Genomic DNA, 13,957 nt, shown 5'->3' on the forward strand with positions numbered 1-13,957 from the left:
ACATGCCCCGGATACTCCGGCCGCAACCGGATGCACGAGCCATCGTTCAGCCATAACCGGCCGCGTTTCGGCTGGCGCTGCGGCACCTTCAGCCCCTCGCGTCGCCAGATCCGTTCCACCCGTTTATCGTCTAATCGGTCAAGCCGTTTGCCAAGGTGCTCGTAGTCGATCTTCTTTTGCGCATCGTTGTCGTCTTCGAGGTCAGGACGGGTCCAGCCTCAGCATGGCGCCAGATCGCCGGCCTCTCGATGTGGTTCCCGTGTTCCAGATGGTCACGAAGCGGGTCACGAGATGGCCGTGGCCGCACCCTGGCGGGGCGGCAGCTCGGAAAGCAGATATCAGGCCATGGCAGTCACCTTTGGGTCAAAGCCTCGCCCGTCGATCCACATCCGGTGGAGGATCACCGCCAGCTTGCGGGCCAGCGCAACGCGCGCCTTCCAGAAGCCCGATCTCCGGCCGATGGCGGCAGCCCAGTCCTTCAGCGCCGACGCCTGCGAGGTCCGCGACAGCATGACATTGGCCGCTTCGAACAGCAGCTTGCGGGTGAGACGATCTCCGCACTTGGAGATGCGGCCGTTGATGTCGACCTCGCCCGACTGGTAGCGACGCGGAGTGAGACCGAGATAGGCGCCGACATCCTGCGAGCGTCGGAACCGGTGAGGATCCTCGATGGTGGTCATGAAGCTGACGGCCGTCAGCGGTCCGACGCCGGGCATCGTCATCATCAAGCGGCAGGCGCCGCTTTGCCGGGCAACCCGGGCGAGCTGCTTGGCAATGGCAAGCTGTTGCTCCCGCAATGTGCTCAGCATCGCCAGTAGGCTCTCGAACAGTGCGGCGACCACCGGATCGTCCGGCAGCGTTGCCCGGACCTGACGTTCGAAGGTGCCACCCTTCCCGGGTCCGACCAGAATGCCGAAAGTCTTCGCCAGGCCGCGTATCTTGTTGATGAGCGCGGTGCTCATGCCGACCAGCTGGTCTCGCGTGATCAGGAGCGCACGCAACCGGTGCGTATCCATCGAGCGAACAGCGACCGGCCGGTACCAGCCCGAGCGGACCAGCCGTGCCAACCCAAACGCGTCGTTGCGGTCCGTCTTGTTCATCTGCAGCTTCAGCGCTGCCGCAGCATGCCTGGCATGAAGACACACCACCGGCAGCTCTCGCTCGGTCAATGCGTGCCACAACCACACGGTCATCGGGCCCGTCTCGATACCGATCCTCACGGCTCCTGCGGCCCTCCGCGCCAGCACGGCCGCAATAGCGTCCGGGTCCGTTCGCGACTTACCGTCCCATATGCGATCGCCCGTTTCGTCCACGACGCAGATCGCGGTCTCCTTCATCGACACATCTAGGCCAACATAGCAGGTCATCTTCCGTCCTCCTCTTCAGGGGACGACAGGCTATCCCAACGAGCACCGCTCCTGATTACGCCATGTGGTTCACCGACCAACCCGCCGCATGCAGCAGCGCCGTCACCCGGCGATAGCCGTAGCGCCCGTACTGCCTGGCAAGGGCGATGATATCCTCGGTCAGCGCCTCTTCGTCATCTGCCCCGAACGGCACCTTGCGCTGCGTCGACCGGTGCTGACCCAGCATGATCTCAACCTCACGTAGCTTCCCGATAATCTCCTCGGGCTTGTGCTTCTTCGCAGGCATTCGTCGTCCCTTCCTTGGTCCAGACTGTAATAGTCGATGGACCACTCAGAAGGGGGCAGCTCAGACCGGCACATGGTAGTGCGCGGCAGGGTCGGTGACGCGGAACACGGGATCGATCTCGGGGAAGAATGGCACCGCCTTCGCATCCGGGTAGCCTGCCATGTCGAACAGCAGCTTGTAGGTGCGCGGCGCGAACTTCGACGGCTACCTACCCGACGCCGATATCTCGGTTGAAACCGGGCAAACCTATAGTCCTGCATGACGATCTGGCATCTTGCATCACCGCGAGCAGCTATCGAAACCGGCGTTTATCACCTACAGTCCTGCAAGGCAGGGTCGCCGGTCCTGCGAAACCGATGGTGGGGGTGCCGTTGCGACCTGTGTCAGCTGCGATCTGTGTTCCGGTCCGCAACGAGGAGACTGCGTTACCGAAGTTGCTGGAGGCGATCGAGCGACTGGACCTGGGCGACGTCGAGGCTGCCGTGTTCTTCCTCCTTGATAATTGCTCGGATGCGAGCGAGCAGGTAATACTCGAGCATGCTGGTCGCATGGCCCTTCCGTTCACGGTGGCTCAGGGAGACCCGTCCCCTGATGCCAATGCCGGTCGTGCACGCCGGGCCGCCATCGCCCTCGGCCTGCATCATGCGGCGAGCACGCCCCACGGTATTCTCCTGACGACCGACGCCGACAGCCAGCCCCGTGCCGATTGGGTCAGGGCGGCACTGCAGGGCCTGGCCTCGGCCGACCTTGTCGCCGGGCGAATCGTCCGGATCGCAGCGGAGCGGGATCCGGTGCAGGGGAGGGTCGAGCGCTACCTCGATCGGCTTCACGCCTACCGACGATCGGTCGACCCCGTTCCGTGGGACAGTCCGACCGGCTCCCACTGCTCGGGAGGCGCCAACATGGCCTTCCGACCCGGAGCCTATCAGGCGCTGGGTGGCTTCCAGCCGGTGCCATGCGGCGAGGACGCCGCCCTGCTCGACGATGCCGGGCGCGCCGGGTTTCGCGTGCGCCGCGATCCCGGCATGGTGGTTGCGACCTCCTCACGGAGGCTCGGCCGGGCGCCGGGCGGCATGGCGGCTGCGCTCACTGCCATCGACCATCACGGGGCACCCTCAATGCCGCATCCCCGAGGGGCGGCATGGCAATACCGACAGCAGGCGGAGGCGCGCCGCATTTGGGCCGGGCTCCCCGATTCCTTTGTCGCAGCTCGCTTCGGCGACCGTATCGGATTGACCGGTGACCATGTGATCGGCGTCGCGCGCGACTGCCCCAACGCAGAGGCGTTCGCCATGCGTGTCGTGCCGGCGCTGCCCGATATACCCGACGTCACCCTCGCCGAGGCCGAGCATGCCCTGGCAACGCTCGAGCACCAGCTTTGCGAGCAGGCGGTATGACGACGACCAAAGCTCTGCGCCATGCGATCGTCGCGGCAGGGTGGGTGACCGACCCCGCCGGCGATCCGACGACGCCCGAGGCATATCTGGACCTGCTCCGCCCTCTTTACGCTGCGGGACGCCGGGATCTCCCCATCGGGCGCCTGCTGGAGGGGCATGTCGATGCGGTGCAAATCGTGTTTCGATACGGCACGTCGTCCCAGGTCGCTGCGTTGCGGGCGCGGATCGCTGCGGGAGCGATGCTGGGTGTGTGGAATGCGGGCCTGCCGGGTGAGTCGCTGGTGCTTACCGGCGGACGGCTGACCGGCGGCAAGGGCTATGCATCGGGGGCGGGGATACTGACTCACGCGCTGGTAACCGCGGATAGCGAACGCGGGCCGCAGCTGCTCCTGCTCGACCTGGATGCCGATCCGCCTGCCATCGATCGGGAGTGGTGGCAGACGATCGGCATGCAGCGCTCGGAGACACATCTGGTGCGCTGGTCCGGCTCTGTGATCCGTGAAGACGGCCGTATCGGCGAGCCCGGCAGCTATGCGCGGGAGCCGTTCTTCAGCGGAGGCGCGCTGCGCTTCGCCGCGGTTCATGCCGGGGGCATCGCCGGCCTGCTCGATGCAGTGCGTGACCACCTGACCACCCACGAGCGCGCTTCCGATCCGTTCCAGGCATCGCGCCTCGCCGACCTGTTCCTGCTTGCCCAGGGTGCAGCGGCGAGCATCCGCGACACGGCGGGCGCCTGGTTCAGCGGGACGGATGCGGAACGCCTCGCCCGGGTGTCCGCTGCGCGGCTATCGATCGCCGGCTCTGCCGAGCGCGCCCTGACGATCGCGCAGGAGGCGGTGGGGCTGCAGGGATTGTTCCTATCGCATCCGCTGGCGGCAAAGATCGCCGATCTCATGGTGTACCTGCGCCAGCCTGCGCCCGACGCGCATCGCTTTCGCGTCGGCCAGGCTGTCGCCGAGCACATCCTCGACCCCATTCTGTGAGGATCCCGCTGCGAAACGTACGTGTCGCGCTGGTGATCGCCCCGCACCCGGATGACGAGGTCATCGGCGCGGCAGGCCTCATTGCGCGGCTTCGCCGCCATGGAGCTCGGGTCCGGGTTGCGGTCGTGACCGATGGTGCCGCGTCTCACCGGGGCAGCCGACAATGGCCGAGAGCGCGACTGGTCGCGGCGCGCCAGCGTGAGAGCCTTCATGCGCTACGTCGTCTCGGCATCGTTGCTGGCGACGTCTCGTTCCTCAATTTGCCCGATGGCCAGTTGCCCTCGATCCCGGGACGCTGTTATCGCGCGCTGCGCCGCCAGGTCGCACGATGCCGGGATCTCGATCTCATCGTCGGACCGGCCTGCGATGACGACCATCCCGATCACCGCGCCGTAGCAGCGGCCGTCGCCCGATGCCCGGGTGGCGCCGGTCGGCTGACCTACCGCGTGTGGCCGCCTCGCCCGGACAGGTCCGGACCGGCATGGCGCATCGCTGTGCCCGGAGGAGTTCCGGTTAAGCGGTCGCTGATCCGCGTCTACCGGACGCAGCTCGGCGCCGTTTCCGATGATCCAGCAGGCTTCACGATCGCGAGACACGAGCTTGCGGCCTTTGCTCGTCCGGTCGAGCGCTACCGGCCGGGTTCGAAGTGACGAGCCCGATCGATCTTGCCGGGTTCGCCGCCAAGTTCGCCGGCGACGACGATCCCTGGCGCACCTTCACCGCCCGTGACGAGGCGGTGAAGCGTGCCGCGATCCTGCACGCGATAGGTCACCGACCGGTCGGACGGGTGCTGGAGCTGGCCAGCGGCAACGGATCCAACAGTGCCGCGATCGCGAGGATGGCGTTGTGCCTCGATGCGACCGAGGGCACGAGGGAGGGGGTCGACCTGACGGCACGCGCCGTCGCGGCCTGGCCTCGTGCGTGCGCATCGCTGCTCGTGCTCCCCGGTCGACCGCCACGTCTCGTCTATGACGTGATCGTGATCGCCGAGATCCTGTATTACCTCTCAGCGCGAGAGATGGCCCGGGTTGCGCGTGAGATGGCCGCTCGCCTGCGGGGAGACGGCACCATCGTGCTCGCGCACCACAGGATCGACTACTACGACTTCGCCCAGCACGCGGCAGGAATCCACGCCCGGTTCCTCGCAGAGACCGGGCGTCGTTGGACGGTTCGCACCGTGCGCCGCACCCGCCGCTGGGTCGTCACCGCGGCCCGCGCCGACGGTGTGCCCCGATCCCCTTGAACGCGAGCGAGGCAGCACGTCCCACGTCCGTGCGATATGAGGCTTGCCGTTAAGTGGAGCGGCAGGACGTCCACCTGCCGCTCCCGCCAGGGTCGTCAGGCCGCCGCGTCGAGATCGACCTTCATCTCCCGAGCCCAGAACCTGAGGTCACGACAGGTCGTGACGAACGCCTTGACGTCCTTGCTCTTGCTTAGGGCTACGAAGCCATCGTCAAGCTCCGGCACCCGAGAAGCGTCGAACAACGTGGCGGCTGCATCGGTGTAGCCGATGAACTTGCAGTGGCCGAACGCGTCCGCCACGAAGTCCTTGGAGGCCGCATCCTTGGCGAGCATCGCAACCCCCTCCTCGGACGGGAGCACCGCGACGGCATCGAACAGGACCGAAGGTCCGCCGTCGATCTTCTGCTTGGCCGCGACCTTGGTGCCGTCGTCGAGCGTGACCCCGCCGATCTTCGGCGCGACCACCTCCCAGACCGCGCCTTCGGCTTCCAGCGCCTTCGTCAGCGCATTGAACAGCTCGGCGCTCGACCCATCGGTCAGCAGCAGGCCCATCTTTCGCCCGGCGAAATTCGCCGGGCCGTTGGCGACGATCGAGAGCGCCGACGATGTCGGCAGGTCTAGCGTCGGCTTGGCCGCCTTGGCGGCGTCCGGCAGGTCAAGGCCGAGCCCGTCCGCAACGGTAGCGGCGAGATCCTCGTCGATGTTGCGCAGGTGGCTGACCGCCCGGGCCCGGATGTCGACACGATCTACCTTCGACAGCTCGAACACCAGCGCGTCGCCGATGTGCTTCTGCTCGATCGGCTGCTGGCTGAGATAGAACTGCCGCGCCTGGCTGTAATGATCGGCAAAGGTTTCGGACCGAACCCGCTGCTTAGTCCCCTGAACCTCGGCGGGGAAGCTGGTGAAGCCGATCTCCGCGTTCTCGCGCGGACCGCCTTCCGCGCCCCAGCTGTTCGGCTCATAGTTCACGCGCCCCTTCGGATTGCGCATCGCCATGTGGCCGTCCTGCTGGAAGTTCATCACCGGACAGCGCGGGGCATTGATCGGCAGGTGGGTGAAGTTCGGGCTGCCGAGCCGCTTCAGCTGGGTATCGAGATAGGAGAAGTTGCGGCCGTGCAGCAGCGGGTCGTCACTGAAGTCGATGCCCGGCACGATGTTCTGCGTGCAGTAGGCGACCTGCTCGGTTTCGGCGAAGAAGTTGTCGACGTTGCGATTAAGCGTGAGCGTACCGACGATGCGGACCGGCACGTCCTCCTCGGGGATGAGCTTGGTCGAGTCGAGATGGTCGAAGGGAAGCTTGTCGGCGGTTTCCTGATCGAACAGCTGGACGCCGAGATCCCATTGCGGGAAGTCACCGCTCTCGATCGCCTCCCAGAGATCGCGGCGATGATAGTCGGGATCGGCGCCGCTGATCTTGACCGCTTCGTTCCACAGCACCGACTGGAGCCCCTGGCGCGGCTTCCAGTGGAACTTGACGAAGGTCGACCTGCCTTCCGCGTTCACCAGGCGGAAGCTGTGGACGCCGAAGCCCTCCATCGTGCGGAAGGAGCGGGGGATCGTGCGATCGGACATGATCCACATGATCATGTGCCAGGCTTCCGGGGTGAGGCTGGCGAAATCCCAGAAATTGTCGTGTGCGGTTTGCGCCTGGGGGAACGCCCGGTCGGGCTCCTGCTTGGCCGCATGGACCAGATCGGGGAACTTGATGGCATCCTGGATGAAGAACACCGGGATGTTGTTGCCGACGATGTCCCAGTTGCCCTGCTTCGTGTACATCTTGACGGCGAAGCCGCGCACGTCGCGCGCCAGATCGCGCGAGCCCTTGTTGCCCGCTACCGTTGAGAAGCGGACGAACACCTCCGTCTGCTGCCCGACCGTGCTCAGCACGTCGGCGCGGGTGTAGTCGGCCAGACTGTCGGTCAGCTCGAACACGCCGTGCGCGCCATAGCCGCGTGCGTGGACGACGCGCTCCGGGATGCGCTCGTGATCGAAATGGAAGATCTTTTCGCGGAGGATGAAGTCCTCGAGCAGCGTGGGGCCCCGCAGACCCGCCTTGAGACTGTTCTGGGCGTCCGCGATCGGGATGCCCTGCTGCGTGGTCATGGTAAGTGCCGCGTCCGAGGTCGTCTGGCGGGTTTCGCCGCCATGGCCCTGCTGCTCGGCATAGTTCGTCGGCTGGTCGGCACCCGCCGGCAGCGGCGGTGCCTTCTTGGCCGTCTCGCCCTTGAGTTTCACCGCGTCGCTTTTGATGCTCTTGCGTGCCATGGACGTAATCCTCCGATCATGCCCTTAATGCCACCAGCGCCACGGCGATGCGAGGCATAAATCTTTGTAGCGACTGGGAACCGACCCGGAGGACCGAAATCAAGTTATGTCAGTCGAGCATGGTCGCCGGTTCGGACGACAGGCGCGGGCTCGGCAACGTAAGTGTTCATGGCTGCGCGGAACCCGACTGCGGCTTCCTTGGTCCTGGATCACAGCCAGGGAAAGCCGATATGAGCCGGTTGGAGATGTCTTAACGCCTTGCCGTTAGCCGAGCATGATGTACTCCCAGGTCGTACAGGTTTTCGACTGCGTCCGGCACGACCACGATCTGTGGTTGGTGCTGCTCGCCGGCCTGGTTTGCCTCTGCGGAATCTATGCGTCCTTTGCCCTGGCCGACCATGCCATACGCTCAGGGCGGAAGACGCGCAGCCTGTGAGAACCTATCACCATCGTGTCGGCCGGCTGCACGGCCTGGGCGACCCACTTCATTATCTTGCTGGCTTTCAAGCCGGGCATGCCGTCTGCGTTCAACCCGCTGGCCGTACGGCCGTTTTACGGCCGCTCGTTGATGTAAACGAATCAAATGGACAGGGACCCATGCCGCGGCTCAAGGCGTTGAGCGTCATAGACATGGCCCTGACGACAGGGACATGCACTCAGATGAGGAAACGACATGCGCGCACTATGCTGGCACGGTAAAGGCGATGTCCGCGTCGACACCGTTGCGGATCCCGAGATCAAGCACCCGCGCGATGCGATCATCAAAGTAACCGCCTGCGCGATCTGCGGGTCGGACCTTCACCTGCTGGATGGCTACCAGCCCACCATGGAGGCCGGCGACATCCTCGGCCACGAGAACATGGGCGAGGTCGTGGCGCTCGGGTCCGAGGTCACCAACCTCAAGATCGGGGACCGGGTGGTGGTGCCGTTCACGATCAGCTGCGGCGATTGCTGGTTCTGCAAGAAGGGTCTGTTTGCGGCCTGCGATCGGACCAATCCGAACGCCGAGATGGCCGCCAAGGCGATGGGCCATTCGCCCGCCGGGCTGTTCGGCTTCAGCCACATGCTGGGCGGCTACTGCGGCGGTCAGGCGGAGTATCTCCGCGTGCCGATGGCGGATGTCGGTCCGATCAAGATTCCCGACAACGTTACCGACGAGCAGGCCCTCTTCCTATCGGATATCTTCCCGACCGGCTACATGGCCGCCGAGAATGCGCAGATCGAGCATGGCGACACCGTCGCGATCTGGGGCTGCGGTCCGGTCGGCCAGTTCGCCATCCGCTCCGCGCTGATGATGGGCGCCGGCCGCGTGATCGCGATCGACGAGGTGCCCGAGCGACTCGCCATGGCGGAGGCCGGTGGCGCTGAGACGATTAACTTCGCCGAAACCGATGTCTACGACGAGCTGCAGGCGCGAACCAAGGGCCGGGGCCCCGACAGCTGCATCGATGCTGTCGGCTGCGAGGCGGCCGCGCACGGGGCGGCGAACGCGGTCATGGACAAGGTGAAGGCAAGCATGATGCTCGCCACTGATCGCGTCCACGTCCTGCGGCAGGCGATCATGAGCTGCCGCAAGGGCGGCACGGTCTCCGTGCCCGGCGTCTACGTCGGGATGGGTGACAAGCTTCCGATCGGTGCAGCGATGAACAAAGGACTAACGATCAAGCTCGGCCAAACCCACGTGCAGCGCTATACTAGACCGTTGCTGGAAAAAATCGTCGCGGGCGCGATCGACCCCAGCTTCGTGATCACCCACCCGGCCAGTCTTGAAGACGCGCCAGAAATGTACGCTAAATTCCGCGACAAGGAAGAAGGTGTGATCAAGGTTGTTATGCGCCCGCACGGTTGATTGGCGGAATAACCGGGAACAGGACGCTTATCGATGCCGATCGACACCGCCGCTTTGGAGCACGTGTAGCGGCGGTGTCGATCAGCTTGCGACCAAGTATGTCGGCAGACCTAGGGTCAGGACTCGTTGACCATAGCGAACAGCGATGGCCGACGCACCAGGAAGCGAAGCGCCACTTGGCGTGCGGTCGTGCCGTGGCTGGCCGCGATCTCCTCCAGCACGCGCCCGCCAGGGGTGCGCGGGCCGGGGAAGTCGCCCTGGCCGAACGGGCTGTCGGCGCCCGGCCGCGCGAACTTCCCATGATTTAGGCCCAGGACGCCTTCCGTGGAGCTCGAGGCGCTACCATCGGAACAAGGAGAGAAAAGATGCACAAGGCACTGTTCGTAGGCATTGAAGCCGGGCCGACCCACCAGGAAGATGCCGCTGAATTCCTCCGGGGTGCGCTGGAGCCGGTCGAGCATGAGCAGGACACGCGGCACTGGTACGCGCTGCGCTTTGGCCCCGCCGACTTCGCCATCTTCGATACCTTCCCCGGCAATGCCGGCCGGCTGAAGCATCTGTTCGGCACGGTCGGCCGGGCGCTGGTCGTGAAGACCTTCACCATCCTCAACGGATTGCCGGAGATCGAGCCGGCCGACATCCTCGCCCTCAAGGTGCCGGCGGCGGACGCCCTGCCGCGCTTGGCCCTGCATGTTCCGCTTGAAGCACGGGACGGTGCGGAGGAAGAGGTTGCCCGCTTCCTCCAAGGAGCCCGATCGGCCGTGGAGCGGGAGCCTGGCACCCTGTCGTGGTACGCTCTGCGTCTCGGAAAGACTCGGTTCGCCATCCTCGATACCTTCGCCGACGAGGCAGGGCGCGAGACGCATCTGTCGGGCGAAATCGGCACGGCGCTATCCGGAAGCGCTGCTTCGCTGTTCGCCGAGCCTCCCCAGATCCACCGCGCACAAATCTTGGCGTTCAAGATTGCATCCGCTGGTGATGAGGAGAGGACGAGCAGGAACACGTCGGTCGCGCGGCCCCTTGAGAGAGGGACAGTCTGATGGACACGAAGCAGAAGGTGCTCGTTGGAGCGGCCGTCGCCAGCACCGCGGCAGCCGGGGCCGCGTTCGCGTTCAAGTCCGCGGGCACGGATTCGAAGCTCACCAAGGTCGCGTGTCCGCCGTCAGCACCAATGGCACAGATTTGAGGTTGTGATTTAAGGAGGATCTGGGCTTCGTCGTAGTGACGAAGGAACGAAGATGAAGCCCAGATCCTCCAATGTAAAATCGCCCGCCAAGGCCTCAGCAGAGCGGGTAGTGAACCGTGGATTTGAGGGATGCACAGCTCCCTGGGGTCGATTGTCGTTAGCGGCAAACCATTGAACATCGGGTATGGTCAGTTCCGTCCGCTCACGGACGTGCTGATCGGAAAAGCGCTCTCTACCGCCACAAGCGGTGTAGAGGGCGACTAGGTGCTTGGTCGCAAGATCCTTCTCCAAGCTGCGGGCACCCGCAATTTGGGCGAAGCTCGATCGCCCCAATAGGGAGCCGTAGCGCTCAGGGCTGACGCGCTTCAGAAGCCAACAACACGGCGTGCGTCATGCACTATAGTCAGCCGGCGGGCGTGGTGCGTCGCACCCCGTGCTCGACGGAGACGACAGCGCTTCGCAACGCCTACGGAGTGCGGTGATATGAGGGTCGCGGTGTGGTCGGTAGCGGGATTGCTGCTAGTGTCCTGCTCGCCGAACGCACCGCAACCCGAGGTCCCGGCCGGCTGGAAGTCGGTCGGGATCCCTTCGTGCTGCACGGTCGCCATTCCATCAGATGCGACTCTGAAGGCGGGAAAGGACCCGGTAGACGATCCGGTGTTCCTGCTGCGCGGGCCGGGCTACGAAGGCATGTTCACAGTGACAGGCCGAGGATCGGCGCTGCCGATCGCGAGCTCCGGGACCAACTACAAAGCGGATCAGCTCACGCTCGACGGCCGCCCCGCAGGCGTAGCTTCCTACCGTGTCGCCGACCCGAACTATCCCGAGCGCCGCAGCCTTCTGTGGACGTTTGCTGGGCGGAACGACGGATCGGGGAAGAACCTGGTGCTTGATCTTTCCTGCAAGGAAACGGGTTGTGCCGTATTCCTGCCTATGATCGGCTCCCTCGACGCAAAACCATGAATACTCGCTGCCTTATGGGTCAATGCCGACCGGGAAGCCGATCCGGCTTGTCGGCCGGCTGGAGCGTTCGTTATGGGGCGACGACGACTTTGGCCGGTTCCAGCTAGACGACGCCGCGGTCATCGCAGTCGACGGGCCACGTTGAGGCGGGCCCGGCTGGGCCGAAGGTCGAGCCCACGGGTTGGGTAGGCGGGATAACGACGCAGCCGCTACGATCGGGGCGGTTCCTTTATACCGGCTGGGGCATGAAGAGAATCCTATCCCGACCATTGATCCCAAACGGGACGATCGCGGCCAGCGCAGTTCGACGGGTTCGGTCATAAACGTATATCTGTGCCCATTCTATGCGCCGTCCTCTGTTCGCGAAAACCTTCCTTTCTGACGACCTTGCCGGCGGGCCATGACCGCAACGCATTTCTGCGGCCTGCTGCTTGTCAAAACTGTTCTGAAAACCTTCTTCGCAAAAGCGGCTGCCGGCGACGGGTTTGGAGAACCCATTGGCAGGAAGCGTGAGCACGACGCCCCGTTTGCAAGCAGCGCCGGATGATGGCGAGCACATTGGCAGATAATTCGAGCAGGATGCCACCTGCCAGTGGCAGAGAGCGTGAGCAGAAAAACCGGCTGTTTGCGAGCAGACGCCGCTACGATTGCAAGCGCCTACAAGTAGCGGTTGCGGTCGAAGCTGATGAGGCATGTGCCGCTCACCGCGTGCTCGCTCTCATGGAAGCCGTCGAAGGGCGCGACGACCGGCTGGAGCACGCCACGCTCGGCAGCCCATGCCTGCGCGACGGTCAGCTCCTTCTGCTCCGGATGCCGGTGCATGTCGGCCCAGCGACGACACTCCGCCTCCAGCCAGCCGTTCAGCTCCTCGATGCTGGCAAAGCGCAAGCGCGGCTGGAAAAGCCTGCCACGCGCGGTCTGCACCTGGTTTTCGACCTGGCCCTTCTCCCAGCCTGACGCCGGCGAGCAGGCCGTCGGCTCGACCATGTAGTGGTTGGCCATGACCAGGAAACGCCGGTTGAAGACCCGCTCCTTGCCGGTGAACACGCTCGTCACCGCCGTCTTCATGTTGTCGTAGATGCCGCGCGTCGGCACGCCTCCGAAGAAGGCGAACGCCCGCGCATGGGCGTCGAACACCATCTCCTGTGTCTCGCGCGGATAGGCTCGCACATACATGGCCCGCGAAGCGCACAGCCGCACATGGGCGACCTTCACGCGCATCGGCTTGCCCGCGATCTCGACGTCCTCGTGGCTCCAGTCGAACTGATACGCCTCGCCTGGTCGGAACAGCAGCGGGATGAACGCCGGCGCATTCATCACGTCGCGACGCCGCGCCTGCCGCCAGCGGGCCGCATAGCGGCGCACCGCGTCGTATGAGCCGTCGAACCCCTCGCGCAGCAGCAGATCGTGGATACGCGTGAGGCGCAGCTTCTCGCGCCGCGGCCGTGCCTCGTCTTCCTCCAGCAACGCATCCAGTCGCGTCTGAAACGGCCCCAGCTTCGGCAGCGGCTGCACCTCCCGCCGGTAGCCCATGTCCGCCTCCGGCGCCCGGATCGCCTTGCGCACCACCTTGCGCGACAGGTGCAGGTCCCGCGCTATCGCCTTGATGGCCTTCCCCGACGCGTGCTCGCGCCGGATCCTCAACACCGTCTCCAATACCAGCATCCCGATCTCGCCGCCTGACACACCGCCAAGCGAGCACCCTAGACCACCGGGATGAGGGGTCCTTTTTCGACGCCGATCACCCCGCTACCGGGGTCCCTTTTCCACGCCGATCCACACATCGACGACATCGCCCATCCGTCCGCCGAGCGTGATGCCACCGCCTTGTTGCGCCAATATGTTGCGGCTGCGGGGTTGCTCGGGGGTGCAGTCGCCGTAGCGATCGTGGGCATCGCAATCAGTCCGCCATCCGCTGTTGCTGCGATCGGTGGCATCATCGTCGCGCTGGCTTTTGGCTATGCCTTGGTGCTGACGGAGCTCACGGCCGTACCGGAGACGCTTCGGGCTATCCCGACGTTGCCGTCTCGCCGATTGAGGCGATTGCGCCTCGCGACCGCTGCGATCGGGACCGTGGAGACAATCCTGCCGCTGATCCTGGCAGTCGCGATCGTGGTAGTCCACTGGTGAGGCGATCGAGCGGCGTCAGCTCGTTCGGCCCGACATATCGACCCAATTGTCTATGTCGTGACCCGAAGCATCGCGGATCTCGTACATGTCCGCGCGGGTGAGGCGGCCATCGGACCAAGCGGCGCGATACGCCGCCTGACCCTGCGGGCCGGTCTTGGATAGCACGGTCGCGGCGCGCTCTTCTTTGGGGCCGACGGGGATGAAATAAACCGCGACCAGTCCGGTAAGGGCCGCAGACGTGAGAGCGATGGCTGCCAGCCGGACAGTGCGCGCATGAGGCTGCTGCATC

14 protein-coding genes and 4 pseudogenes are annotated in these 13,957 nt (G+C 65.1%); 11 read left to right on the top strand and 7 right to left on the bottom strand.

Annotation, left to right across the window (positions count from 1 at the left end; all coding sequences use genetic code 11):
* The 4 genes and pseudogenes from MF609_RS14925 to MF609_RS14940 all read right to left on the bottom strand — a co-directional run.
* Positions 1-134 (bottom strand): annotated as a pseudogene (locus MF609_RS14925) (IS3 family transposase); the annotation flags it as partial.
* A gap of 204 nt (positions 135-338) precedes the next feature.
* A complete protein-coding gene (locus MF609_RS14930; protein ID WP_020493465.1) occupies positions 339-1,367 on the bottom strand; it encodes an IS110 family RNA-guided transposase in 1,029 nt (342 codons plus the stop codon).
* A 67-nt stretch (positions 1,368-1,434) separates the two neighbouring features.
* A pseudogene (locus MF609_RS14935) lies at positions 1,435-1,593 on the bottom strand (IS3 family transposase); the annotation flags it as partial.
* A 120-nt stretch (positions 1,594-1,713) separates the two neighbouring features.
* Positions 1,714-1,839 (bottom strand): annotated as a pseudogene (locus MF609_RS14940) (hydroxyisourate hydrolase); the annotation flags it as partial.
* Positions 1,840-2,087: 248 nt separating this feature from the next.
* On the opposite strand from MF609_RS14940, the gene MF609_RS14945 reads away from it, so the two are divergent.
* From MF609_RS14945 to MF609_RS14960, 4 genes are read left to right on the top strand one after another with little or no spacing between them, the layout of a single operon-like run.
* Positions 2,088-3,050, top strand: a complete 963-nt coding sequence (locus MF609_RS14945) for a glycosyltransferase family 2 protein (RefSeq protein WP_242417094.1) — start codon at positions 2,088-2,090, stop codon at positions 3,048-3,050.
* Positions 3,047-4,033, top strand: a complete 987-nt coding sequence (locus MF609_RS14950) for an acyl-CoA dehydrogenase family protein (RefSeq protein ID WP_010408761.1) — start codon at positions 3,047-3,049, stop codon at positions 4,031-4,033. The genes MF609_RS14945 and MF609_RS14950 overlap by 4 nt, the downstream gene beginning before the upstream one ends.
* Positions 4,030-4,683 (top strand): PIG-L deacetylase family protein, encoded by a 654-nt coding sequence (locus MF609_RS14955; protein ID WP_010408764.1) that lies wholly within the window; start codon positions 4,030-4,032, stop codon positions 4,681-4,683. The genes MF609_RS14950 and MF609_RS14955 overlap by 4 nt, the downstream gene beginning before the upstream one ends.
* Entirely contained in the window at positions 4,680-5,276 is a 597-nt protein-coding gene (locus MF609_RS14960) for an SAM-dependent methyltransferase (protein ID WP_010408767.1), read from the top strand. Before MF609_RS14955 ends, MF609_RS14960 begins: the two co-directional genes overlap by 4 nt.
* 95 nt (positions 5,277-5,371) lie before the next feature.
* Here MF609_RS14960 and MF609_RS14965 read toward each other — a convergent pair whose 3' ends face one another.
* Positions 5,372-7,540 (bottom strand): catalase, encoded by a 2,169-nt coding sequence (locus MF609_RS14965; RefSeq protein ID WP_018250473.1) that lies wholly within the window; start codon positions 7,538-7,540, stop codon positions 5,372-5,374.
* Positions 7,541-7,814: 274 nt separating this feature from the next.
* On the opposite strand from MF609_RS14965, the gene MF609_RS14970 reads away from it, so the two are divergent.
* From MF609_RS14970 to MF609_RS14995, 6 genes are all read left to right on the top strand, one after another.
* On the top strand, positions 7,815-7,976 hold the full coding sequence (locus MF609_RS14970) for a hypothetical protein (RefSeq protein ID WP_018250474.1): 162 nt from the start codon (positions 7,815-7,817) through the stop codon (positions 7,974-7,976).
* Between the two features lie 237 nt (positions 7,977-8,213).
* Complete coding sequence (locus MF609_RS14975; RefSeq protein ID WP_018250476.1) at positions 8,214-9,389, top strand: zinc-dependent alcohol dehydrogenase; 1,176 nt, start codon at positions 8,214-8,216, stop codon at positions 9,387-9,389.
* A 365-nt stretch (positions 9,390-9,754) separates the two neighbouring features.
* Positions 9,755-10,429, top strand: coding sequence for a putative quinol monooxygenase (locus MF609_RS14980; protein WP_010408781.1), 675 nt, complete (start codon positions 9,755-9,757; stop codon positions 10,427-10,429).
* Positions 10,429-10,575 (top strand): hypothetical protein, encoded by a 147-nt coding sequence (locus MF609_RS14985; protein WP_018250478.1) that lies wholly within the window; start codon positions 10,429-10,431, stop codon positions 10,573-10,575. The genes MF609_RS14980 and MF609_RS14985 overlap by 1 nt, the downstream gene beginning before the upstream one ends.
* 483 nt (positions 10,576-11,058) lie before the next feature.
* Complete coding sequence (locus tag MF609_RS14990; protein ID WP_231376736.1) at positions 11,059-11,538, top strand: hypothetical protein; 480 nt, start codon at positions 11,059-11,061, stop codon at positions 11,536-11,538.
* Between the two features lie 400 nt (positions 11,539-11,938).
* Positions 11,939-12,085, top strand: coding sequence for a hypothetical protein (locus MF609_RS14995; protein ID WP_191864868.1), 147 nt, complete (start codon positions 11,939-11,941; stop codon positions 12,083-12,085).
* 116 nt (positions 12,086-12,201) lie between these two features.
* Here the strand turns inward: MF609_RS14995 and istA are convergent.
* Positions 12,202-13,203: pseudogene (gene istA, locus MF609_RS15000) on the bottom strand (IS21 family transposase); the annotation flags it as partial.
* Between the two features lie 51 nt (positions 13,204-13,254).
* Here istA and MF609_RS15005 point away from each other — a divergent pair.
* Positions 13,255-13,668, top strand: coding sequence for a hypothetical protein (locus MF609_RS15005; RefSeq protein ID WP_242417095.1), 414 nt, complete (start codon positions 13,255-13,257; stop codon positions 13,666-13,668).
* A gap of 15 nt (positions 13,669-13,683) precedes the next feature.
* Here the strand turns inward: MF609_RS15005 and MF609_RS15010 are convergent, their stop codons facing one another.
* Positions 13,684-13,956, bottom strand: a complete 273-nt coding sequence (locus tag MF609_RS15010; protein ID WP_183937289.1) for a hypothetical protein — start codon at positions 13,954-13,956, stop codon at positions 13,684-13,686.
* Position 13,957 lies beyond the last annotated feature (1 nt).

The organism is Sphingomonas panni, from assembly GCF_022664435.1.
Taxonomy (GTDB): Bacteria; Pseudomonadota; Alphaproteobacteria; order Sphingomonadales; family Sphingomonadaceae; genus Sphingomonas; species Sphingomonas panni.